The organism is uncultured Arenimonas sp. (genome assembly GCF_963976025.1).
GTDB lineage: Bacteria > Pseudomonadota > Gammaproteobacteria > Xanthomonadales > Xanthomonadaceae > Arenimonas.
On record NZ_CAXBJS010000033.1, the window covers coordinates 1 to 20,749 of the forward strand.

The 20,749-nt window shown below is 68.2% G+C and carries 18 protein-coding genes and 2 pseudogenes; 10 read left to right on the plus strand and 10 right to left on the minus strand.

The window, feature by feature from the left end; translation table 11 throughout:
* A partial coding sequence (gene kbl, locus AACZ35_RS04085) for a glycine C-acetyltransferase (RefSeq protein WP_339826383.1) occupies nucleotides 1-1,028 on the plus strand: 1,028 nt, incomplete at its 5' end.
* Here the strand turns inward: kbl and AACZ35_RS04090 are convergent.
* Nucleotides 1,018-1,539 carry a GNAT family N-acetyltransferase gene (locus tag AACZ35_RS04090; protein ID WP_339826385.1) on the minus strand — a complete coding sequence of 174 codons (522 nt, stop codon included), beginning with the start codon at nucleotides 1,537-1,539 and terminating at the stop codon, nucleotides 1,018-1,020. The genes kbl and AACZ35_RS04090 overlap by 11 nt on opposite strands.
* A 2-nt stretch (nucleotides 1,540-1,541) precedes the next feature.
* Nucleotides 1,542-2,300 (minus strand): pseudouridine synthase, encoded by a 759-nt coding sequence (locus tag AACZ35_RS04095; protein ID WP_339826387.1) that lies wholly within the window; start codon nucleotides 2,298-2,300, stop codon nucleotides 1,542-1,544.
* An 89-nt stretch (nucleotides 2,301-2,389) separates the two neighbouring features.
* Between AACZ35_RS04095 and AACZ35_RS04100 the strand changes: the two genes are divergently transcribed.
* The 7 genes and pseudogenes from AACZ35_RS04100 (at nucleotide 2,390) to AACZ35_RS04130 (ending at nucleotide 9,009) form a co-directional block, all read left to right on the plus strand.
* Nucleotides 2,390-3,352: an acyl-CoA desaturase gene (locus AACZ35_RS04100; RefSeq protein WP_339826389.1), complete on the plus strand. Its 963-nt coding sequence runs from the start codon at nucleotides 2,390-2,392 to the stop codon at nucleotides 3,350-3,352.
* Nucleotides 3,349-4,593: an FAD-dependent oxidoreductase gene (locus AACZ35_RS04105; protein WP_339826391.1), complete on the plus strand. Its 1,245-nt coding sequence runs from the start codon at nucleotides 3,349-3,351 to the stop codon at nucleotides 4,591-4,593. The genes AACZ35_RS04100 and AACZ35_RS04105 overlap by 4 nt, the downstream gene beginning before the upstream one ends.
* Nucleotides 4,584-5,354, plus strand: coding sequence for a DUF1365 domain-containing protein (locus tag AACZ35_RS04110; protein WP_339826393.1), 771 nt, complete (start codon nucleotides 4,584-4,586; stop codon nucleotides 5,352-5,354). Before AACZ35_RS04105 ends, AACZ35_RS04110 begins: the two co-directional genes overlap by 10 nt.
* Nucleotides 5,354-6,626 (plus strand): annotated as a pseudogene (locus AACZ35_RS04115) (cyclopropane-fatty-acyl-phospholipid synthase family protein). The gene AACZ35_RS04110 and the pseudogene AACZ35_RS04115 overlap by 1 nt, the downstream one beginning before the upstream one ends.
* Before the next feature lies 1 nt (nucleotide 6,627).
* Nucleotides 6,628-7,179 carry a DUF2878 domain-containing protein gene (locus AACZ35_RS04120; protein WP_339826395.1) on the plus strand — a complete coding sequence of 184 codons (552 nt, stop codon included), beginning with the start codon at nucleotides 6,628-6,630 and terminating at the stop codon, nucleotides 7,177-7,179.
* Entirely contained in the window at nucleotides 7,176-7,973 is a 798-nt protein-coding gene (locus AACZ35_RS04125; RefSeq protein WP_339826397.1) for a DUF1295 domain-containing protein, read from the plus strand. Before AACZ35_RS04120 ends, AACZ35_RS04125 begins: the two co-directional genes overlap by 4 nt.
* A 4-nt stretch (nucleotides 7,974-7,977) precedes the next feature.
* Nucleotides 7,978-9,009, plus strand: coding sequence for a cyclopropane-fatty-acyl-phospholipid synthase family protein (locus tag AACZ35_RS04130; protein ID WP_339826399.1), 1,032 nt, complete (start codon nucleotides 7,978-7,980; stop codon nucleotides 9,007-9,009).
* Between the two features lie 7 nt (nucleotides 9,010-9,016).
* On the opposite strand, the gene AACZ35_RS04135 is transcribed toward AACZ35_RS04130, so the two are convergent.
* The 3 genes from AACZ35_RS04135 to AACZ35_RS04145 form a co-directional block, all read right to left on the minus strand.
* Nucleotides 9,017-9,478 (minus strand): hypothetical protein, encoded by a 462-nt coding sequence (locus tag AACZ35_RS04135; protein WP_339826401.1) that lies wholly within the window; start codon nucleotides 9,476-9,478, stop codon nucleotides 9,017-9,019.
* Nucleotides 9,479-9,620: 142 nt separating this feature from the next.
* The gene (locus AACZ35_RS04140) at nucleotides 9,621-10,691 is read right to left on the minus strand and encodes an OmpA family protein (RefSeq protein WP_339826403.1); all 1,071 of its coding nucleotides are present in this window, start codon (nucleotides 10,689-10,691) and stop codon (nucleotides 9,621-9,623) included.
* 150 nt (nucleotides 10,692-10,841) lie between these two features.
* Complete coding sequence (locus AACZ35_RS04145; RefSeq protein WP_339826405.1) at nucleotides 10,842-12,290, minus strand: bifunctional 2-methylcitrate dehydratase/aconitate hydratase; 1,449 nt, start codon at nucleotides 12,288-12,290, stop codon at nucleotides 10,842-10,844.
* Nucleotides 12,291-12,484: 194 nt separating this feature from the next.
* Here AACZ35_RS04145 and AACZ35_RS04150 point away from each other — a divergent pair, with 194 nt between their 5' ends.
* Together AACZ35_RS04150 and AACZ35_RS04155 are read left to right on the plus strand one after the other, a co-directional pair.
* Nucleotides 12,485-14,512, plus strand: coding sequence for an NADPH-dependent 2,4-dienoyl-CoA reductase (locus tag AACZ35_RS04150; protein ID WP_339826407.1), 2,028 nt, complete (start codon nucleotides 12,485-12,487; stop codon nucleotides 14,510-14,512).
* A 309-nt stretch (nucleotides 14,513-14,821) separates the two neighbouring features.
* Nucleotides 14,822-15,280: pseudogene (locus AACZ35_RS04155) on the plus strand (cell wall hydrolase); the annotation flags it as partial.
* A 68-nt stretch (nucleotides 15,281-15,348) separates the two neighbouring features.
* Here AACZ35_RS04155 and AACZ35_RS04160 read toward each other — a convergent pair.
* From AACZ35_RS04160 to AACZ35_RS04180, 5 genes are all read right to left on the minus strand, one after another.
* Nucleotides 15,349-16,239, minus strand: coding sequence for a universal stress protein (locus AACZ35_RS04160; protein ID WP_339826409.1), 891 nt, complete (start codon nucleotides 16,237-16,239; stop codon nucleotides 15,349-15,351).
* A complete protein-coding gene (locus AACZ35_RS04165) occupies nucleotides 16,236-17,861 on the minus strand; it encodes a cation:proton antiporter family protein (RefSeq protein ID WP_339826411.1) in 1,626 nt (541 codons plus the stop codon). Before AACZ35_RS04165 ends, AACZ35_RS04160 begins: the two co-directional genes overlap by 4 nt.
* A gap of 126 nt (nucleotides 17,862-17,987) precedes the next feature.
* The gene (prpC, locus tag AACZ35_RS04170; RefSeq protein ID WP_339826413.1) at nucleotides 17,988-19,136 is read right to left on the minus strand and encodes a 2-methylcitrate synthase; all 1,149 of its coding nucleotides are present in this window, start codon (nucleotides 19,134-19,136) and stop codon (nucleotides 17,988-17,990) included.
* Nucleotides 19,137-19,150: 14 nt separating this feature from the next.
* The gene (gene prpB, locus AACZ35_RS04175; protein WP_339826415.1) at nucleotides 19,151-20,038 is read right to left on the minus strand and encodes a methylisocitrate lyase; all 888 of its coding nucleotides are present in this window, start codon (nucleotides 20,036-20,038) and stop codon (nucleotides 19,151-19,153) included.
* A 51-nt stretch (nucleotides 20,039-20,089) separates the two neighbouring features.
* A partial coding sequence (locus tag AACZ35_RS04180) for a malate dehydrogenase (protein ID WP_339826417.1) occupies nucleotides 20,090-20,749 on the minus strand: 660 nt, incomplete at its 5' end.

Consider the following 20,749-nt stretch of genomic DNA (forward strand, 5'->3'; position numbering starts at 1 on the left):
ACCCCGAGGTCATCCAGGCGGCCAAGGACGCGCTCGACAGCCACGGCTTCGGCATGGCCTCGGTGCGCTTCATCTGCGGCACCCAGGACCTGCACAAGGAGCTCGAGGCGAAGATCGCCGGTTTCTTCGGCAAGCAGGACACGATCCTCTACGCCGCCTGCTTCGACGCCAACGGTGGCCTGTTCGAGCCGCTGCTGGGCGAAGAAGACGCGATCATTTCCGACGCGCTAAACCACGCCTCGATCATCGACGGCGTGCGCCTGTGCAAGGCCAGGCGCTACCGCTACGCCAACTGCGACATGGCCGACCTGGAAAAGCAGCTGCAGCAGGCGAAGGCGGACGGCGCGCGCACGATCATGATCACCACCGACGGCGTGTTCTCGATGGACGGCTTCATCGCGCCGCTGGACCAGATCACCACGCTGGCGGAAAAGTACGGCGCCCTGGTGCACATCGACGAATGCCACGCCACCGGCTTCCTGGGCGAAACGGGCCGCGGCAGCGCCGAGGTCAAGGGCGTGCTGGAGAAGATCGACATCATCACCGGTACCCTGGGCAAGGCCCTGGGCGGCGCGCTGGGCGGTTTCACCACCGGCCGCGCCGAGGTGATCGAAATGCTGCGCCAGCGTTCGCGTCCCTACCTGTTCTCGAACTCGCTGCCGCCGCACGTGGTGGCCGCGGGCACCAAGGTGTTCGACATGCTGGCCGCGGCCGGCGACCTGCGCACGCGCCTGAAGGAAAACACCGCCTACTTCCGCGAACGCATGACCGCCGCCGGCTTCGACCTCAAGCCCGGCGAGCACCCGATCGTGCCGGTGATGCTGTACGAAGCGCCGCTGGCGCAGAAGTTCGCCCAGCGCCTGCTCGAGGAAGGCATCTACGTGATCGGCTTCTTCTTCCCTGTCGTGCCCAAGGGCCAGGCCCGCATCCGCACGCAGATGAGCGCCGCCCACACCCGCGAACACCTCGACCAGGCCATCGCCGCCTTCACCAAGGTCGGCCGCGAGCTGGGCGTGATCAAGGGCTGATCGCGGCGTCCTGGACGGGGCGCAAACGCGCCAGGCTGAGCGCATCGACCCAGGCGCCGTCGCGGAAGGCAAATTCGCGGTGGCGCCCTTCTTCGACGAACCCGTGGCGCGCGTACAGCGCGATGCCGGCGCTGTTGTCGGCGTAAACCTGCAGTTCCAGCCGGCGCAGCTGCAGCCAGCGGTCGGCCAGGTCGATGGCGGCGGCCAGCAGCGCGGTGCCGACGCCGCGCCCCTGCCAGTCGTCGCGCACGCCCATGCCCAGTTCGCCCACGTGCCGGCGACGCGGGTTGGCCGACACGTGCAACCCCAGCTGGCCAACCACCTCGTCGCCGGCGCAGGCCAGCAGCAGGTGGGCGTTGGGATCCACCGCCTGCATGCGCTGCCGCCACAGGTCCAGCGAAGGGAACGGCAGCTGCAGCGTGCCGGCCTGTGCCCTGGGTGTGGCAAAAATGGCCTGCACGGCGGCGAAGTCGCCCGGCTCGGCGCGGCGGATGGTGATCGGGACGGACATGGTCAACTCCGGCCCGGCGGGGCCAGGGACGATATTTCCGCATCCGACAGCCGGCGCCAAGCCCCCTTGGCCAGGTCGCCCAGCACCAGGCCACCAATGGCCACGCGCACCAGGCGGCGGGTTTCCAGGCCCTGCGCCGCCAGCAGGCGGCGGATCTGGCGATTGCGGCCCTCGTCGAGCCTGATTTCCAGCCAGGCGGTGCGGCCGCCGCTGCGCAGCACGGTGGCGGAACGCGCGGCCAGCCACTCGCCTTCGCAGTCGCTGCCGGCGACCAGGCGGTCCAGCAGCGCCTGGTCCGGCACGGCGTCGACCTGCACGTGGTAGGTCTTGTCGGGCCCGGTGGCCGGGTCGGTAATGGCCGCGGCCCATTCCGGGTCGTTGGCCATCAGCAGCAGGCCCTCGCTGGCCTGGTCCAGGCGCCCCACCGGCGCCAGCCAGGGCAGGCCGCTGCCTTCCAGGCAGCGATACACCGTGTCGCGACCACGTTCGTCGCTGGCCGTGGTCACCAGGCCACGCGGCTTGTTGAGCGCGATCACCACCCGTCCCGCCGCCTCGAGCGGCGCGCCGTCGAGCGACAGCGCGTCGCGCCCCTGCACCACCGGGAACTCGGGATCGCGCACCAGGCGCCCGTTCACCGCCACGCGCCCGGCCACGACCCAGCGTGCGCCTTCGGTGCGCGAACACAGGCCCAGCTTGGACAGCACGCGCGCCACGCCGTGGCGCGGCGCGGTGGATCGGGCCTTGATGATGGGTCCGGGCATGCGCGAAGCATGGCGCAGGCCGCTGTCGCGGCGCCAGCCCGGCGCACCGGTTCACCGGCCCATCACCGCGTGAAGATGACCATTCGCACATGCCTGATACCGCTACTGACTTCAGCCGCGCCCCTGCCTGGCGCCGCGCCCTGCGTGCCCTGTCCCTGTGGTTCGACACCGGCGCCGCGCCGGCCGACGACGGCCGCGACCCCGACCGCGTCGACTGGCTGCGGGTGCTGCCCTTCGTTGGCCTGCACCTGGCCTGCCTGGGCGTGCTGTGGGTGGGTTTTTCCTGGTTCGCACTGTGGACGGCGCTGGCGCTGTATGCGCTGCGCATGTTCGCGATCACCGGTTTTTACCACCGCTACTTTTCCCACAAGGCCTTCCGCACCTCGCGACCGGTGCAGTTCTTCTTTGCCCTGGTCGGGGCGGCCTCGGTGCAGCGCGGGCCGCTGTGGTGGGCGGCGCACCATCGCCACCACCACCGCCATGCCGACACCGAACAGGACGTGCATTCGCCGCGGCACGGCTTCCTGCACAGCCACATGGGCTGGTTCCTGACCCGGCGATCGTTCGCGACCGACTTGGAAGCCGTGCGCGACCTGGCCCGGTTCCCGGAGCTGCGGCTGCTCGACCGCTTCGACATCCTGGTGCCGGTGCTGCTGGCCGCCGGCCTGTTCGGCCTGGGCAACTGGCTTGAGGCCGCGCATCCCGGCCTGGGCACCAATGGCCCGCAGCTGCTGGTCTGGGGCTTTTTCGTCTCGACCGTGGTGCTGTTCCACGTCACCGTCACCATCAACTCGCTGGCGCACCGCTGGGGCAGCCGCCGCTTCGCGACCCGCGACGACAGCCGCAACAACGCCCTGCTGGCCCTTCTGACCTTCGGCGAAGGCTGGCACAACAACCACCACCACTTCCCCGGTTCGGCCCGGCAGGGTTTCACCTGGTGGGAACTTGACCTGACCTACCTGGGCCTGCGCGCCATGGCCTTGCTGGGCCTGGTCAGCGACCTGCGGCCGGTGCCCCAGGCGCTGCGCGGCGTGCGCCGGGAGGCCGCATGAAGATCGCGGTGGTGGGCAGCGGCATCGCCGGCCTGGGCGCCGCCTGGCTGCTTTCGCGCCAGAACGAGGTCGTGCTGTTCGAACGCGAATCGCGGCTGGGCGGCCACACCCACACGCACCAGGTGGAACAGGGCGGCCGCGCTTATCGCGTCGATACCGGCTTCATCGTCTTCAACCCGGGCAACTATCCGCTGCTGACGAAACTCTTCGACGAGCTGGGCGTTCCCAGCCAGCCGACCACGATGAGTTTTTCCGTGCACGACGACGGCAACGGCCTGGAGTACAACGCCACCGATCTCAACGGCCTGTTCTGCCAGCGCCGCAACCTGGTCTCGCCGCGGTTCTGGCGCATGGTGCGCGAGATCACGCGTTTTTACCGGGAAGCACCGGCGCTGCTGGCCGAAACAGGCCCCGGCCCGACGCTGGGCAGCTACCTGCGCGAGCGGGGCTATTCGGACCTGTTCGTGCGCGACCACCTGGTGCCGATGGCATCGGCACTGTGGTCCTCGCCCTCGGAAACGATCCTGGATTTCCCGGCCAAGTACCTGGTGCGGTTCATGGACAACCACCACATGCTGCAGGTCCGGGACCGGCCGATGTGGCGGGTGGTGTGCGGCGGCTCCTCGCGTTACATCGAGGCGATGCAGAAGACCTGGAGCGTGCAGGTGCGGCTGTCGAGCCCGGTGCGGGAAGTGCGCCGCGACGCCGCCGGCGTGGAGATCGCGACCGACCGCGGCAGCGAACGTTTCGACCAGGTCGTCATGGCCTGCCACAGCGACCAGGCGCTGGCCCTGCTGACCGACCCCAGCCAGGCCGAGCGCGAAGTCCTGGGCGCCATCCACTACCAGGCCAATGAAACCGTGCTGCATACCGACGCCAGCCTGCTGCCGCGCCAGCGCAAGGCCTGGGCCGCCTGGAATGCCTACGTGCCCAAGGCGCCGGGCGCGCCCTGCACGGTCAGCTACTGCATGAACCACCTGCAGTCGCTGGACAGTCCGGAACCCTTCGTCGTCACCCTGGGCCGCGGCCAGGCGATCGACCCCGGCAAGGTGCTGGCGCGCATGCAGTACCAGCACCCGGTGTATACCCACGCCAGCGTCGCGGCCCAGGGCCGCCGCGGCGAGATCAACGGCGGCAACCGGACCTGGTTCGCCGGCGCCTACTGGGGTTTCGGCTTCCACGAGGACGGACTGCGCAGCGGCGTCGAGGTCGCCCGCGCGCTGGGCGCGACATGGGACTGAATTCCGCCATCTACGAAGGCTGGGTCCGGCACCGCCGGCACGCGCCGGTGGGCCACGCCTTCCGCTACCGGATGTTCCAGCTGTACCTGGACCTGGCCGAACTCGACCAGGTCTTCGCCGGCCGCTGGCTGTGGTCGGTGGACCGGCCGAACCTGGCCCAGCTGCGCCGGCGCGACTATTTTGGCGACCCGGCCCTTCCGATAGACACCGCCGTGCGCGACCACGTGCAGGCGGCGCGGGGCATCCGCCCGACCGGGCCGATCCGGCTGCTCACGCACGCCCGCTATTTCGGCAAGACCATGAACCCGGTGAGCTTCTACTACGGCTTCGCCGATGACGGCGAAACCCTGGACTGGGTGCTGGCCGAGATCACCAACACGCCCTGGAACCAGCGCCATGCCTACCTGCTGGACGTCGCGAACGCCCAGGACCACGGCGGCGTGCTGCACTGGGACTTCGACAAGGCCTTCCACGTTTCGCCGTTCATGCCCATGCAGCGGCGCTACCGTTGGGTCATCCAGCCGCCCGGGGACGCCCTGCGCGTGCACATGGACGTGATGCAGGGCGACAAGCGCGAGTTCGACGCGACCCTGGTGCTCGAGCGCCGGCCGCTGAACGGAAACACGCTGGCTTCATCCCTGGCGCGGTATCCCTTGCTTACCGCGAAGGTGGGTGCGGCGATCTACTGGCAGGCCGCACGCCTGTGGTTCAAGCGCACGCCCTTCCACCCGCACCCCGACACCCAGCCCCGGAGCCCGTGATGAGTTCAACCGCCGACAGCCTGGCCAGCCCCGCCCAAAGCGCGGAACGCTACGGCGCGCTCGACCGCCTGCTGCGCCGGCGGCTGCTGGCCACGCTCGGCGGCCTGGCCGGCGGCCGGGTGGAACTGGTGGACGCGCTGGGCACGGTCGAACTGGGCCAGCCCGGCGGACTGACGGTTCGCATCGAGGTGCTGGACCCCGGTTTCTACCGCGCTGCCGCCGCCCTCGGTGGGCGTGGGCGAGGCCTACATGGACGGCCTGTGGCGCTGCGACGACCTGGTGGCGCTGGTGCGGCTGCTGGTGATCAACCGCGACCGCCTGGACGCCATGGAAACCGGCCTGGCCCGTTTCGGCGGCTGGCTGCTGCGCGGCTGGCACGCCCTGCGCCGCAATACCCGCGCCGGCAGCCGCCGCAACATCGCCGCGCACTACGACCTGGGCAACGACCTGTTTGAACTGTTCCTGGACAAGTCGATGATGTACTCGTCGGCGATCTTCGCCGATGAAAACGAAAGCCTGGAAACGGCCCAGTGGCGCAAGCTCGAGCGCATCTGCCGCAAGCTCGACCTGCAGCCCGGCGACCACCTGGTCGAGATCGGCACCGGCTGGGGGGGCCTGGCCGTGCATGCCGCCTCGCGCTTCGGCTGCCGGGTCACCACCACCACCATTTCGAAAGAGCAGCACGCGCTGGCCGTGCAACGCGTGGCCGCCGCCGGCCTGTCCGACCGGGTAACGGTGCTGCTCGAGGACTACCGCGACCTGCAGGGTCAGTACGACAAGCTGGTGTCGATCGAGATGGTCGAAGCCATCGGCCACCAGTACCTCGACACTTACCTGGCCAAGTGCGCGTCCCTGCTCAAGCCCGAGGGCCTGGCGCTTATCCAGGCGATCACCATCGAGGACCACCGCTACCAGCAGGCGCTGGGTTCGGTGGACTTCATCAAGCGTTTCATCTTCCCCGGCAGTTTCATCCCCTGCGTCAGCGCGCTCACCGGCGCCGCGGCGCGCGCCAGCGACCTGCGCCTGGTGAACCTGGAAGACATCGGCCCCAGCTATGCGCTGACCCTGCGCCACTGGCGCCAGCGCTTCATGGACCGTCTCGACGAGGTTCGCCGCCAGGGTTACGACGAACGTTTCATCCGCATGTGGGAGTTCTACCTGTGCTACTGCGAGGGCGGCTTCATGGAGCGCTCGATCGGCGACGTGCACCTGCTGCTGGCGCGCCCGGGCAACCGGCGTCCGCAGTACCTGCCCGCACCCGAGGTGGCCTGACGTGAAAGGCGCCTGGCTCACCTTGGGCAACGTGGTCGGCTTCCAGGCGGTCTGGCTGGCCAGCGTCGCCGGTGCCGGTGCCGGCCTGGCCTGGGCGGGCCCGCTGGCGGCCCTGGCCTTCGCGGCGGCCATGCTGGCCTGGGGCGGCCGCAGGCGCGACGACCTGCGCCTGCTCGCCGTCGCCCTGCCCCTGGGCATCGCGCTCGACAGCGCATTCGCCGCGTCGGGCTGGCTGGTGTACGCGGAGGCCTGGCCCTGGTCGGGCGTGGCGCCGGTCTGGATCTGCTCGCTGTGGGTGGGCTTCGCGCTGACCCTGAATCATTCGATGGCACGCCTGCGCCAGTGGCCGCTGGCCGCCGCCGCGCTGGGCCTGGTCGGTGGCCCCCTGGCCTACTGGACGGCCGCGGGTGCCTTCGATGCCGTCAGCTTCGGCGCCCCGGTGGCCTGGGTGCTGGCCGCGCTGGCACTGGGCTGGGCGGCGGTGTTGCCGCTGCTGTTCGCCATCGACAACCACCTCGCTGCGGGCGCGGCGATAAAACGGGCGGCGGCATGATCGATCCCTGGCTGAGCATCGGCATTGTCTGGCTGGGCTCGGCGCTGGCGATGGCCGCGCTGTGGGCTTTTTCGATGCGCGTGCGCAACGTCGGCTACGTGGACGTGGGCTGGGCCGGGCTGATGGCGCTGGCGGCGCTGTTGATCGGCGTGGTCGGCGAAGGTTCGCCGATGAGCCGCGGCCTGGTGGCGATGTTCGGCAGCGTCTGGGGCGCACGGCTGTGCCTGCACCTGCTGCACCGGGTGCTCAATGAAGAGGAAGACGGCCGCTATCGCGCCCTGCGCGAAGCCTGGGGCGGCAGCCCGGCCAAGTTTTTCGGTTTCTTCCAGATGCAGGCCGTGGTGGTCGCGCTGTTCGCCCTTCCTTTCGTCGCGGCCGCTGAAAACCACGCCTATCACCTGACCGGCTGGACCGTGCTGGCGATCGTGGTGTGGCTGGGCGCGATGGTGGGCGAATCGATCGCCGACCGCCAGCTGGCGAAGTTCCGCGCCGACGACAACAATGCCGGCAAGACCTGTCGGGTCGGCCTGTGGGGCTGGTCGCGCCATCCCAACTATTTCTTCGAGTGGCTGCACTGGTTCGCCTATGTTTTCCTGGCGGTGGGCAGCGGGCTGTTCTGGCTGAGCCTGGTCGGCCCGGTGCTGATGTTCGCCTTCCTGTACCGGGTCAGCGGCATCCCCTGGACCGAAGCGCAGGCCGAACGCAGCCGCGGCGAGGACTACCGCCGCTACCAGCGCGAGGTCAGCGCGTTTTTCCCCTGGCCGCCGCGCAAGTCTTCCCCATCCCCGGAGTGACCGGATGTCCCTGATCGACCTTTGCGAGCGCGGGCTGGTTCCCGATGCGCTGACCCGCCTCGGCATCCGCCGCCTGTGCGCCCAACGCCTGCGCGAAGAAGGCGCCGACGACCTCGTGCGCGCCGACGCGCGCTTTCGCGAGCTGCTCGACGAACTGCGCCGCAGCCCCATCGCGATCGAAACCGCCGCCGCCAACGAGCAGCACTACGAAGTGCCGGCGCGTTTTTTCGAACTGTGCCTGGGCAAGCGCCTGAAGTATTCCAGCGCCTACTACCCCACCGGCCAGGAAAGCCTGGACGAGGCCGAGGAGGCGATGCTGGCCCTTTACGGTGAACGGGCCGAACTGGCCGACGGCCAGCAGATCCTGGAGCTTGGCTGCGGCTGGGGCTCGCTGACGCTGTGGATGGCAGCCCGCTACCCGAATGCACGCATCACCGGCGTGTCGAACTCAGGCAGCCAGCGTGAACACATCCTTGCCCAGGCCGCGGCCCGTGGCCTTGGCAACGTCGAGATCCTGACCCGCGACGTGGTGCAGCTGGAGCTGCCGGAAGAAAACTACGACCGCGTGGTCTCGATCGAGATGTTCGAGCACATGCGCAACTACCGGCACCTTCTGGCGAACGTCGCGCGCTGGCTCAGGCCCGAAGGCAAGCTGTTCGTGCACATCTTCGCGCACCGCCACCTGATGTACCCCTTCCTTGCCGAAGGCGACGACAACTGGATGGGCAAGTACTTCTTTACCGGCGGGCTGATGCCTTCGGCCGACACGCTGCTGCATTTCCAGCAGGACCTTTCGATCGAGGACCGCTGGCTGCTGCCAGGCACGCATTACCAGCGCACGGCCAACCACTGGCTGGAAAACCAGGACCGCAACCAGCGCGAAGTAATGGCCGTTCTGGCCGCTGCCTACGGCAGCGAAAACGCCGAGCGCTGGTCACAGCGCTGGCGCATGTTCTGGATGGCCTGCGCCGAGCTGTTCGGCTACGAAGACGGGCGGCAGTGGCTGGTGGCGCACTACCGCTTCCGCAAGGCCTGAAGCCGGCTTATTCGCCGTCGCGAACCGGCGGCGTGGGCCGGGTATCGGGCGCCGGCGTCACCGGATTGGCGGCCGCCGTGCCCTGGGTCGCGGAACGATAGCCGCTCTCGGTCTTCGGCACGCCGGTGGCGACACGAATGCCCTTGGCCTGCATCCAGGCGTCGAACTCGTCGGCGGTCATGCGCTTGCCGTTCTGGTTCATGTCGAACCGGTAGGGAGAATTGTCGTGCGCGGTCTTGGGCACGTAGGCCGGCTCGGCCGGCGGCGCGGCGGCGGTCGTGGTGGTGTCCACGCACGGCAGGGCCGCGGCGGCGTCCTGGGCGGACCCGGTCGCCTGGCCAGCCGCCGCGACGGGCGTGCAGGCCGGCTCGGCGGCCAGGGTGGTTTCCGGTTCGACGGTCTGCACCGGCTCGACGGCGACGGCGAGCATCGGGGCGGACAACATAAGCGAAAGCAGGGTGCGTTTCATTCTTCACCGTGGGGGCGGGCGGGACTGCGCAGAGCTTAGGCTTCGCGACCGCCATGCGCAACGCGGTTTGCTGAACGAATGCCCTGAAAAAGCGAAGCCCGGCACAAGGCCGGGCTTCGGGTGACACCGTGGAACCGATGGATCAGTTCTGCACGTTCAGCTCGGTGCGGCGGTTGCGCGCACGGCCTTCGGCGGTGTCGTTGGTGTCAATCGGGCGGCTCTCGCCGTAACCGTTCGGACCCGACATCCGGTCAGCGCCGATACCGGCGTTGGTCAGGTAGTCGTACACGGTCTTGGCGCGACGCTCCGACAGACCCTGGTTGTACTGCTCGGTACCGATGGAGTCGGTGTGGCCGGCAACTTCAACCTTCAGCTGCGGGTACTTCTGCAGGATGGCGATGGCCTCGTCGAGGATCGCAACCGCGTCCGGACGCAGGGTCGACTTGTCGAAGTCGAAGTTCACGCCCTTGAGGTCGATCGTCAGCGGAACCGGGCAACCGTCCGGACCAATGGCCTGGCCGGCAACCGAACCCGGGCACTTGTCGTCGCAGTTGTTGACGCCGTCGCCGTCGTCATCGAGGTCGGCGCAGGTGGTCTGCACAACCGGCTCTTCCGGGACAACCGGGGCCGGCAGGTCGCCGAGCTTCATCAGCACGGTGACGGAAGCCAGGATGTCGCCGAAGGAGTTGGAGTCCGGGGCAACGACCGAGGTGTCGTCGAAGGAAACGCGGGTGCCCAGCTCGCCACGGACCGCGTAGCGGTCGTAGTCGGCCTGCAGGCCCACGCCCAGGTTGGCGGCGAGGAAGGAATCCTCGCGCTGGCCCGGGGAGTTCGGGCTCGGGAAGTTGTTGAACTCTTCCTCGGCCTTCTGGTAGCCCAGGCCCATGCGGACGTACGGCCACCAGTTGCTGCCTTCGCGCAGGAAGTGGTAACGCGAGTCGACCGAGAGGCCGTACTGGCTGAAGAGCAGGTCCGAACCATTCAGGGACGGGTTCTGGTAGTTGGCTTCAACGTCGAGCGACCAGTTCGGGGTCAGGAACTTACCCATACCGAGGGTGCCGAACACGGCGTCTTCGGTATTGCGATCATCGTCCTGGAAGTTGTAACCGATGCCACCGGAGACATACCAGCGGTTGTCGAAGTCCTGAGCCATCGCGGACGTCGCAGTCGCCATGGCGCCCAGGAGGGCACAGCACAGGAGTTTCTTCTTCATGATTTGCTCCAATCTTCTACTTAGGGGAAACAGCTCGAACGGTGCGGACCAGGGAGGTCAGTGCGTTGCCGCTGGAGTGGGACAGACCTTAACGACCGGAATGTTAACGGGAATCTAACAAACCCCCCGGGGCATGGCAAGGGGAGTTTTTCAAGGGGTGAAAAGGTCCATGAACCGGTGGATCGGGGTGGCCTCGAAACGGGAGGTATCCCCGGTCAGCTCGAGCAGCTGCCGGACCCGCTTGGCGGGCAGCTGACCCGCCATGGCGGCCTCGAACTTGGCCAGCAGGGCGGGTATGCCCTCCCCGCGGCGGTCGCGGTGGCCCAGCGGCGTATCGATGGAAACCTTGCCCGTGGAGGTCCCGTCCTTGAAGTAAACCTCAACTGAATTGCCGATGTAGCGCTTTTCAGGATCGAAGTAATCCCGGGTGAAATCGGGGTTTTCGCGCACTTCCATCTTCTCGCGCAGGGCGTCGATCCGGGGGTCGGCGGCGACGGCGTCCGAATAATCTTCGGCGGTCAGGCGGCCAAAGATGAGCGGAACGGCCACCATGTACTGCAGGCAGTGGTCGCGGTCGGCGTAATTGTGCAGCGGTCCGGTCTTGTCGATGATCCGGGCGCCCGCCTCCTGGGTTTCAATGGCGATGCGCTCGACCTGGTCGAGCTTGCCGGCGACCTTGGGGTGCAGCTGCAGGGCGCATTCGACCGCGGTCTGGGCGTGGAACTCGGCCGGGAAGCTGATCTTGAACAGGATGTTTTCCATCACGTAGCTGCCGAACGGCCGCTCGAACTCAAATTCCTTGCCCTTGAAGGCAACGTCCGCGAAGCCCCAGGTCTTGGCGCTGACCACGCTGGGATAGCCCACGCAGCCCTTCATGGCGTTCAGGGCGTGGGTGACGGCGCGGCGGCAGGCGTCGCCCGCGGCCCAGCTCTTGCGCGGGCCGGCGTTGGGCGCGTGCCGGTAGGCACGCAGGGCGCCGCCGTCGGCCCAGCTGTGGCTGACCGCGTTGATGATCTCTTCCTTGCCGCCGCCCATCATGTGGGTGGCGATGGCGGTCGAGGCCAGGCGGACCAGGATCACGTGGTCCAGGCCGACCCGGTTGAAGCTGTTCCGGAGCGCGTAGCAGCCCTGGATCTCGTGCGCCTTGATCGCCCAGGTAAGGATGTCGCGCACCGTGATGGGCTTGCGGTTCTCGCGTTCGGCCTTGCGGCTGAGGTAGTCGCCCACCGCCAGGATGGCGCCCAGGTTGTCCGAAGGATGCCCCCACTCGGCGGCCAGCCAGGTGTCGTTGAAGTCCAGCCAGCGCACCTGCACGCCGATGTTGTACGCCGCCTGCGCCGGATCGAGCTCGTGGTGGGTGCCCGGGACGCGTGCGCCGCCCGGCAGCGACCCGCCCGGCACCAGCGGCCCGAGGTGCTTGACGCACTCGGGGTGGCGCATGGCCAGCATGGCGCAGGCCAGCGAGTCGAACAGCATGTAGCGCGCCGTGGTGTAGGCCTCCGACGAACCGATGTAGTAGTCGGTGACGTAGTTGGCGATATCCACCATCGACGGGTCGGGTTCGGGGCGCTTGGCGGAACGGATGTCTGGGTTGCTCATGGGCGGGCGGTCCGTGCGTGCGTGGGCGAACAATAGCTATGTTGCCAGAAGGATGAACGGATGTCGGGGCCCGGCGCGGCCGTGCCATACGCAGGTGTCTTGTCCGGGCCCGGCGCGGCCGTGCCATACGCAGGTGTCTTGTCCGGGCCCGCCGTTCCGGGCAAGGTGCCCGGAGTCATCCTACGCCGTCCATCATGTCCAGCCAGCCCTACCCCAGCCTCTTCCAGCCCCTCGACCTGGGCTTCTGCACCCTGCCCAACCGCATCCTGATGGGTTCGATGCACACCGGGCTGGAGGACCACGCACGCGATTTCCCGAAGCTGGCGGCCTATTTCCGCGAACGCGCCGAAGGCGGCGTCGGGCTGATGGTCACCGGCGGCATCTCGCCCAACCTGGTCGGCTGGCTCAAGCCCTTCGCCGGCAAGCTCAGCTGGCCCTGGGAGATCCACAAGCACCGCATCGTCACCCGGGCCGTGCACGAAGCCGGCGGCCGCATCTGCATGCAGATCCTGCACGCCGGCCGGTATGCCGCGCATCCGCTGCTGGTGTCGGCTTCCAAGGTAAAGGCGCCGATCAGCCCGCTGACCCCGCGCGCGCTCACCGCCTGGGGCGTCGAACGCCAGATCAAGGCCTTCGTCACCACCGCGAAGCTGGCCCGCGAGGCCGGCTACGACGGCGTCGAAGTGATGGGCTCGGAAGGTTATCTGATCAACCAGTTCCTCAGCGCCCGCACCAACCGGCGCAAGGACGCCTGGGGCGGCAGCCCGGAGAAGCGCATGCGCTTCGCGGTCGAGATCGTGCGCCGCATCCGCGAGGCGGTGGGCAAGGACTTCATCCTTATCTATCGGCTGTCGATGCTCGAGCTGGTGGAGAACGGCTCGGGCTGGGACGAGATCGTGATGCAGGCCAGGGCCATCGAGGCGGCCGGCGCCACCATCATCAATACCGGCATCGGCTGGCATGAAGCGCGGGTGCCGACCATCGCCACCTCGGTGCCACGCGCGGCCTTCGCCGGCGTCACCGCCAAGCTCAAGCCCCACGTCGGGCTGCCGCTGGTCGCCACCAACCGCATCAACATGCCCGACGAAGCCGAGGCCATCCTCGCCGGCGGCCAGGCCGACATGGTGTCCATGGCGAGGCCGCTGCTGGCCGACCCGGCCTGGGCCCGCAAGGCCCGCGAAGGCCGCCGAGACGAGATCAACACCTGCATCGCCTGCAACCAGGCCTGCCTGGACCACGTCTTCGTCGGCAAGAAGGCCAGCTGCCTGGTCAATCCGCGCGCCTGCGCCGAAACCGAGCTCAACTACACGCCCACCACCGCGCCCAGGCGCGTGGCCGTGGTCGGCGCCGGCCCGGCCGGCCTGGCCTGCGCCAGCGTGGCCGCGGGCCGTGGCCACCAGGTGACGCTGTTTGATTCGGCGTCCGAAATCGGCGGCCAGTTCAACCTGGCCAAGAAGATCCCGGGCAAGGAAGAGTTCCACGAAACCCTGCGCTACTTCGGCCGCCAACTGGCGCTGACCGGCGTGGACCTGCGCCTGGGCCAGCGGGTGGATGCCGCCGGCCTGGCCGCGGGCGGCTTCGACGACGTCGTGCTGGCCACGGGCATCCGCCCGCGCAAGGTCAGCTTCCCCGGCGCCGACCATCCCAAGGTACTGTCCTACCTGGACGTGCTGCAGGGGCGGGTGGTGCCCGGCCGGCGGGTCGCGATCATCGGCGCCGGCGGCATCGGCTACGACGTGGCCGAATACCTGGTGCACGAAGGCCCCTCGCCCAGCCTCGACCCGTCGCTGTGGATGGCCGAGTGGGGCGTGGCGCCCGACTTCGAAGGACCCGGCGGGCTGGCCAAGCCGAAACCCGAAGCGCCTGCCCGCGAGCTGTGGCTGCTCCAGCGCAGCCCCGGCAAACCCGGCGCCCGCCTGGGCAAGACCACCGGCTGGATCCACCGCGCCGCCCTGAAGGCCAAGGGCGTCCAGGCCCTGGGCGGGGTCGAGTACCTGGGCGTGGACGAGACCGGCCTGAAGATCCGGGTGGACGGCCAGGAACGCCTGCTGGAAGTGGACCACGTGGTGGTCTGCGCCGGCCAGGAGCCGCTGCGGGAGCTGGTGGAGGGGCTGCAGGGCGCGGGCGTGACGCCGCACCTGATCGGCGGTGCCGACGTGGCCGCCGAGCTCGACGCCAAGCGCGCCATCGAGCAGGGAAGCCGCCTCGCCGCCGCGCTCTGAGCAATTACTCCAATAAGAATCAAAGGCTTGGCTTTTGCCGTTCAGGTAAGGTTCGGCCCTTTCCAGTAGGATGCGCGGCTGGAATCGACCCCGGCCCTGGGCCGCGTCGATAAATCGGCCCCGGAGCACATGGCTCCCAGGGGATTCCGGCGGGTCGCTCACCTGACGCCAGCGACCCCGGAGTGCGAGCCCCGCTCGTCCATCCCCAAAACGCCAGGCCGCACAGCCACCCCCAATCCGTTGGTCCCTAGCGGGAGCCGCCTTCAGGCGGTCGGGAAAGTGCGGCGCAACGGAGCAAGGAGTTCCGCCATGAAGCTGTCTTTCGTCCTTTGGCTGGCATCGATACTGCCCCAGCCCGCCGCCGACCCGCTCTGCCTGGCAACCACCGTGTACCTGGAGGCCCGCGACCAGTCGGCCCTGGGCCAGCGCGCCGTGGCCGAGGTGGCCCTGCGCCGCCGCGATTCGGGCCAGTGGGGCGAGTCGGTCTGCGAAGTGGTCACCGCCCGCAAGCAGTTCGCCCCGACCATCGTCAATCCCGGGCTGCGCATGAAGAACGTCAAGGCCTGGGAACGGGCCGTGCAGGTGGCCTTCCAGGCCCAGGCCGACTGGCAGCTGCCGCCGGGCGAGCGCAACGAGGTCGTGCCGGGCGCCAGCCACTTCGCGGCCCTGGCCCTGGCCAACCCGAACTGGGCGACCTACCCGCAGGTGGCCACCATCGGCGACCACACTTTCTTCCGGGTCCAGCGCCTGACCCCGGCCAAGCCCGCGCCGGTGCCGACCCTCAGCGTCGCCGCCCTGCCCGCCGCGACCCAGCGCATGGCGCCCTGACCAGAGCCTCAGGGCTTGCCTGGCACCACGAGTACGTCACAGGCCAGCTTGTTGACTGCGAAGTGCGCCGTGCTCCCCAGCAGGTTGTTTTCCCAGCGTGCCCGCGGGCGCGCACCCAGGACCACCAGGTCCGCCGCCGTTTCGTCCACGAAACTCGACAGCACTTCGGCGGGCCGTCCCTGCCGCGGTGCCCGGGTGATGCCTTCCCCCGCGGCCCCGAGGGCCTGGGTAAATGCCGTGAGCTGGCGACCGGCCTTTTCCCAGGCCTCGCGGTGGTAGGCCTCCCTGGCCTCCGGGCTGGTGTTGGCGAATGCGAGTCCCCGGTCCAGGACCAGTTCGCTGGCGTGCAGCAGGTAGTGGCTCGCTTCCGGCGAGATGGCCAGGCCGAGCCGGGCCGCCTGTTCCGAGGCGGGCGAAAAGTCGGTGGCCAGCACCACCCGCTGACAGGGTGATGCGTCGCGCCGGCACAGGAGCACGGGCACGCTGCCCGAGCGAAGCACCCGGTCCGCGGTCGAACCCAGCAGGCCTTCGCGAAAGTTGCCTTCACCGCGCGCGCCCATCACGAACATCCCGCATTCACCGTCGGCAACGATGGCATGCAGCGCCTTGTGCAGCGAATCCGGGGAGACGTGGGTTTCCACGGCGGGCACGCCGTCGGCCAGCAGCTGGTCGCGCAGCCTCGCCAGCTGCGAACCGGCGGCCCTGAGCAGCAGTTCATGGGTGAAGTGCCCGTGCGTCAGCTTGGCCGCCCGCGCCAGCCAGTCGCCTTCGTCCAGGGCGTGCAGCAGGTGCAGGGGCGCGCCATGTTCGCGCGAAAGCCGTGCGGCGCGCTGGACGGCAAGACTGGCGTCCTGCGAAAAATCAGTGCCTGCCCAGATGGGGCCGAAACTCCAGCTCATGCTTGCCTCCCGGCCCCGAGCCAGCCCAGGGTCTGATTGGCGGCGTGTTCGGCCGCATTGGTGTATGGCAACAGCGCGTGATCCGCACCCGCCTGCACTAAAGCATTGCCTTCGGAGGCCGAATGGGCCGTCACTGCGATGGTGCCCTTGAAGCCCAGGGCCCGCAAATGTTTCACCAGCGCCCGGTCCGCCGCCGGATCACGCAGGGCACTGAGCACCACGCGCGCCCCGGATATGGGCAGGTGCAGTATGAAGTCCTCGTCACTGGCATCGCCGAACACCACCGGGACCTGCCCGGCGCGACGCTCGGCGGCAAGCACCTCCGGGTCGAAGTCGACGCCGAGCACGGACACGCCCCGTTCGTGAAGCTGTTCGGCCACGCGTCGTCCGTAACGCCCCAGGCCGATAACGATGACCTCGGCAGGCTGCGGTTCCGACTCGAGCGCCCGTTCGCGGAACGGGTCGCGCCGTTCGAACACCCCGAGCAGCGGCTCGCACCAGGCATAGAGCTTCTGCGAGTAGAGGATCATGTAGGTACTGGTGGCGATGGTGACCAGGCCGACCAGCGTCACCAGTCCGAGCGCCGCCGCATCGACGTGGCCCAGGGTGACCCCCATGGCCACGAAGATGATCGAAAACTCGCTTATCTGCGCCACCGTGAGCCCGGCCATGAAGCCGGTGCGCTTGCGGTAGCCCATGTAGCCCATGATCGCCAGAACGATCAGCGGGTTTCCAACCAGCACGAAGGCGGCAAGGGCCGCCGCCGAGGGCAGCTCGGCGCCGAGGTTGCCCAGGTCAAGCTGGGTCCCGAGGTGCACGAAGAAGAACAACAGCAGGAAGTCGCGCAGGCTCGAGAGCCTTGAGCTGATCGACTCCCGGTAGGGAAGCGATGCCAGCGAAAATCCCGCCAGGAAGGCGCCCACTTCCTTGCTGAAACCCAGCCATTCCCCGGTGGCCGCGAGCGTCGCACCCCAGGCGACCGCAAACACCAGCAGCAATTCCTGCGAGGACGCCATGACCCGAACCACCCCCGGCAGGATGTAGCGCATCAACAGGAACACGCCGACCCCGAGCCCGGCCACTTTCGCCAGGACCTCGCCGGCCTGCACCCATCCGCCGGCCCCGGTGTCGCCGGCGCCCTGCGATCCGATCACCATCATCGCCAGCACCACCGCGACGTCCTGCACGATAAGGAAGCCCATCGCGATGCGTCCGTGCAGTGAGTCGATCTCCCGTTTGTCCGACAGCAGCTTGACGATGATGATCGTGCTCGAGAACGTCAGCGCGATGGCCACGTACAAGGAACGAACTGCGTCCATCCCCAGCGCCATGCAGATGACGAAACCGCCGACGATGGTGAAGAGCAGCTGGCCAAGGCCGGTAGCCAACGCCACGGGCCCCAGTTGGCGGACGAGCTTGAGGTCCAGCTTCAGGCCGACGACGAACAGCAGGATGGTGACGCCGATCTCCGAGAGCAACTGCATCGGCTCGTGCGCGCTGACCCAGTCCAGCGCCGAAGGTCCGGCGACGATGCCCACGATGATGTAGATGATGATCAGCGGCTGGCGCAGCCGGACGCCGACCAGGCCCAGGAGCGCCGTGGCGAACAGCAGCAGGGTCACTTCCTGGTAGGCGGATTCCACGTGTGGCACCGGCGAAAAGGATCCTGGCCGAAACATTAGCATGGCCAAAATGACGGGGGCCGCACGTTGCCGCGCGGCCCCCGCTTCACTGCATGCCCCGGACGATCAGCGCTTGTCGATAGCCACGAAGTCGCGGTCCTCGGGACCGGTGTAGTTGGCGCTGGGGCGGATGATCTTGCCGTCGATGCGCTGTTCGATGACGTGCGCCGACCAGCCGCTGGTGCGGGCGATGACGAACAGCGGGGTGAACATCGGGGTCGGCACGCCCATCATGTGGTAGGCCGAGGCGCTGTACCAGTCGAGGTTGGGGAACATCTTCTTCATGTCCATCATCAGCGTCTCGATGCGCTCGCTGACGTCGAACAGCACCGGGTTGCCGCCTTCCTTGCACAGCTTGCGGCTGATGTCCTTGATGATCGGGTTGCGCGGGTCGCCGACGGTGTAAACCGGATGGCCGAAGCCGATGACGATTTCCTTGCGCTCGACGCGGGCGCGGATGTCGGCCTCGGCTTCGTCGGCGCTGGAATAACGCGCGATGATGTCCATGGCCACTTCGTTGGCGCCGCCGTGCTTGGGACCACGCAGCGCGCCGATGGCGCCGGTGAGGCAGCTGAACATGTCGCTGCCGGTACCGGCGATGACGCGGGCGGTGAAGGTGGACGCGTTGAACTCATGTTCGGCGTAGAGCACCAGCGACTTGTCCAGGGCCTCGGCATGCGAGGCGCTCGGCGGCTCGCCGTGCAGCAGGTGCAGGAAGTGGCCGGCGATGGTGTCGTCGTCGGTTTCGACGTCGATGCGGCGGCCGTTGCGGGTGAAGTGCCACCAGTACAGCAGCATCGAACCAAAGCTGGCCATCAGGCGGTCGGCGATGTCGCGGGCCTCGGCCACCGGGTGGCCTTCGCGCTCGGGCAGCACCGTGCCCAGCACCGAGCAGCCCGTGCGCATCACGTCCATCGGATGCGCATTGGCCGGCACCAGCTCCAGCGCGTCGGTGACGATGGCCGGCAGGCCGCGCAGGCGCCTGAGCTTGGTCTTGTAGGCAGCCAGCTGGGCGGCGGTGGGCAACGCGCCGTGCACCAGCAGGTGGGCGACTTCCTCGAAGCCGGCCTTGGTCGCCAGGTCCTTGATGTCGTAACCACGGTAATGCAGGTCGTTGCCGCTGCGGCCGACGGTGCACAGGGCGGTGTTGCCGGCGGGCGTGCCGCTCAGGGCCACCGACTTCTTCGGCTTGGGCAGGGTGTTGTTGTCGCTCATGCGGGGCTCCTTGCTCAGTCTTTTTGCTGCGAGAACAGTTCGTCGAGCTTGTCTTCGTAGGCGTGGTAGCCCAGGAAGTCGTAGAGCTCGTCGCGGGTCTGCAGGGTGTGAACGATGTTCTTCTGGGTGCCCTCGCGGCGCACCGTCTCGTAAAAATTCAGCGCGGCCTTGTTCATTGCCCGGTAGGCGCCGCAGCAGTACAGGGCGATGTCCACGCCGGCGTCGCGCAGTTCATCGGTGGTGAAGAACGGGGTCGAACCGAACTCGGTGAGGTTGGCCAGCACCGGCACCTTCACCGCGGCCTTGACCTTGCGGTAGTCGTCGAGCGAACGCATGGCTTCCGGGAAGACCATGTCGGCGCCGGCTTCGACGTAGGCCACGGCGCGCTCGATGGCGGCATCCAGGCCTTCGACGGCGGCGGCGTCGGTGCGCGCCATGATCACGAAGCCGGGATCGGTGCGCGCATCCACGGCGGACTTCACGCGGTCGACCATTTCCTGCTTCGACACCACTTCCTTGCCGGGACGGTGGCCGCAGCGCTTCTGGCCGACCTGGTCCTCCATGTGCACGGCGGCGACGCCGACACGCTGGAAATTGCGGATGGTGCGGCCGATGTTGAAGGCGCCGCCCCAGCCGGTGTCGATGTCCACCAGCAGCGGCATGCCGGTGGCTTCGACGATGCGGCGGGCGTCGGTAAGCACGTCCTCCATGGTGGAAATGCCAAGGTCGGGCATGCCCAGCGAGTTCGCGGCGACGCCGCCGCCGGACAGGTACAGGGCCTTGTAGCCCGTGCGCTTGGCCATCAGGCCCGCGTAGGCGGTGATGGTGCCCATCACCTGCAGGGGGGATTCTTCCTTGACGGCGGCGCGGAAGCGGGCGCCGGCCGAATTCGTGTCAGTCATTTCAGGTCCTTCATGCACGAAGGCGACCCTGAGGTCGCCTTCGTTGTTTCATCAGAGCAGGTGGGCGACGCCCGCGCGCTCTTCCTCGAGCTCGGCCAGGGTCTTGTCCATCATCGAGCGCGAGTACTCGTCGATCTCCAGGCCCTGCACGATTTCGTACTTGCCGTCCTTGCAGACCACCGGGAAGCCGTAGATCACGTCCTTCGGGATGCCGTAGCTGCCGTCGGACGGGATGCCCATGGTGGCCCACTTGCCGTTGGTGCCCAGCGACCAGTCGCGGATGTGGTCGATGGCGGCGTTGGCGGCCGAAGCGGCCGAGGACAGGCCACGGGCTTCGATGATCGCGGCGCCGCGCTTGCCGACCTTCGGGATGAAGGTTTCGCGGTTCCAGGTTTCGTCGCCGATCTTGTCCTTGAGCGAACCGCCGGCCACGGTGGCGAAGCGGTAGTCCGGGTACATGGTCGGGCTGTGGTTGCCCCACACGACCAGCTTCTCGATGCCGGCGACGTCGACGCCGGCCTTGATGGCCAGCTGCGACAGCGCGCGGTTGTGGTCCAGGCGCAGCATGGCGGTGAAGTTGCCCGGGTTGATGTCCGGCGCCGACTTCATGGCGATGTAGGCATTGGTGTTGGCCGGGTTGCCGACCACCAGCACCTTGATGTTGCGCGGCGACACGAACGGCTGGCCGACGTGATATTTATAGGCGCGCGC